The following is a 1,960-nucleotide window of genomic DNA, read 5'->3' as shown; positions in this document are numbered from 1 at the left end:
GCAGCCGTCATGGCAACGAGACGGGCAGTTTAGCGTTTGCGCCTGATGCTCAGCGTCTTAAGCACCTTCACGCTAGGCTGAGCAGAACAACGCCGCATGCGCAGGGGTGGATGCGGCTCTGCGGATCCGTGTGGATGGTGGGAGCGCTGACTAAATGCTGAGTTGGTTCAAGGCCCTGATGCCACGGGAGGACCGCTTCTTCGACCTGTTCGAGCGCCACTCGCGCACGCTCGTCGCGGGCGCTGAGGCCCTGCAGGGCGTGCTGCAGGGCGGGGCCGACGTGCCGCATTACTGCCGCGCGATCGTCGAGCGCGAGCACGAGGCGGACGCCATCACCGCCGAGGTGCTGCTCGCCGTCCGGCGCAGCTTCATCACCCCCTTCGACCGCGGCGACATCAAGGACCTGATCCAGTCGATGGACGACGCGATCGACCAGATGAACAAGACCGTGAAGGCGATCACCCTCTACGAGGTGCGGGAGTTCGAGCCCCTCATGCGGGAGATGGGCGAGACCGTGATCGAGGCGGCGCGGCTGACCGCGGAGGTGATCCCGCTGCTCCACGCCGTCGGCCGCCATGCAGGACGCATCAACGCGCTCACCGAGCAGATCACCCGGGCCGAGGGCCGCTCGGACGACCTGCAGGAGCGCGGCCTCAAGGCCCTCTACCAGGCGCACGGGCGCGGGGGCGGCAACACCATGGCCTTCATCATCGGCGCCGAGATCTACGGTCACCTTGAGGACGTCGTCGACCGCTTCGAGGACGTTGCCAACGAGATCAGCGGCATCGTGATCGAGAACGTGTGAGCGGCATGGACGCAGCCTCGCTCGCCCTGCCCTACCTCGCCGGCCTGATCGGGGTCGCGCTGTTCTTCGACTTCCTGAACGGTCTGCACGACGCGGCGAACTCGATCGCCACCATCGTGTCGACTCGGGTGCTGCGCCCGCAATACGCGGTGTTCTGGGCAGCCTTCTTCAACTTCATCGCGTTCCTGTTCTTCGGCCTGCACGTGGCCCAGACGCTCGGCACCGGCATCGTCGATGCGGGGATCGTGGATGCCCGCGTGATCCTGAGCGCGCTCGTCGGGGCGATCGCCTGGAACATCGCCACCTGGGTGCTCGGCATCCCGTCGAGCAGTTCGCACGCCCTGATCGGCGGCCTCGTCGGCGCCGGCGTGGCGAAGGCAGGCTGGGGCGTCGTGGTCTGGTCAGGCCTGACGAAGACGGTCGCAGCGATCGTGCTGTCGCCGCTCCTCGGCTTCCTGCTCGCGCTCCTCCTCGTGCTGATCGTGTCGTGGCTCTTCGTCCGCTCGACGCCGTTCGCGGTCGACCGCACGTTCCGGGTCCTGCAATTCGTCTCCGCCTCGCTCTACTCCCTCGGGCACGGCGGCAACGACGCCCAGAAGACCATGGGCATCATCGCGGTGCTGCTCTACTCGCAGGGGCACCTCGGCAGCGATTTCCACGTGCCTCTCTGGGTGGTCCTGTCCTGCCAGGCCGCGATGGCGCTCGGGACCCTGTTCGGGGGCTGGCGGATCGTCCACACGATGGGCTCGCGGATCACGAGGCTCAACCCGATGCAGGGCTTCTGCGCCGAGACCGGCGGGGCCATGACCCTGTTTCTGGCAACTTGGCTCGGAGTCCCGGTCTCGACCACCCACACGATCACGGGCGCGATCGTGGGCGTCGGCGCCGCGCGCCGCACCTCGGCCGTGCGCTGGGGAGTAGCCAGCAACATCGTCGTCGCCTGGGTGGTGACGCTGCCGGCGGCGGCCGGCATCGCGGCCGCCTGCTACGGCCTTGTGGGGCTATTTGGCTGAGTGTGTTTGCTGTCGGCCCTGGCCTGAGCGGAGAAGGCGTTGACATGCTCGTTCGTGCGGCAGGAAGCGACGCATCATCTTTTGCTCGGAGGCGGGTCGTGGACGTCATCGTCAATCCGATCGGGGCGGCCGGCACCGAATG

Annotated in this window: 2 protein-coding genes; both read left to right on the top strand. The window is 67.5% G+C overall.

Going from position 1 to position 1,960, the window contains the following annotated elements; translation table 11 throughout:
• Positions 1–154 precede the first annotated feature (154 nt).
• Positions 155–805, top strand: coding sequence for a DUF47 domain-containing protein (locus WDW90_RS36675; RefSeq protein ID WP_336492651.1), 651 nt, complete (start codon positions 155–157; stop codon positions 803–805).
• Between the two features lie 5 nt (positions 806–810).
• The gene (locus WDW90_RS36670) at positions 811–1,818 is read left to right on the top strand and encodes an inorganic phosphate transporter (protein ID WP_336492650.1); all 1,008 of its coding nucleotides are present in this window, start codon (positions 811–813) and stop codon (positions 1,816–1,818) included.
• Positions 1,819–1,960: the final 142 nt, after the last annotated feature.

The sequence above is a fragment of the Methylobacterium nigriterrae genome, from assembly GCF_037106235.1.
Classification (GTDB): domain Bacteria; phylum Pseudomonadota; class Alphaproteobacteria; order Rhizobiales; family Beijerinckiaceae; genus Methylobacterium; species Methylobacterium nigriterrae.
This window is presented reverse-complemented; position numbering and strand designations above follow the sequence as displayed.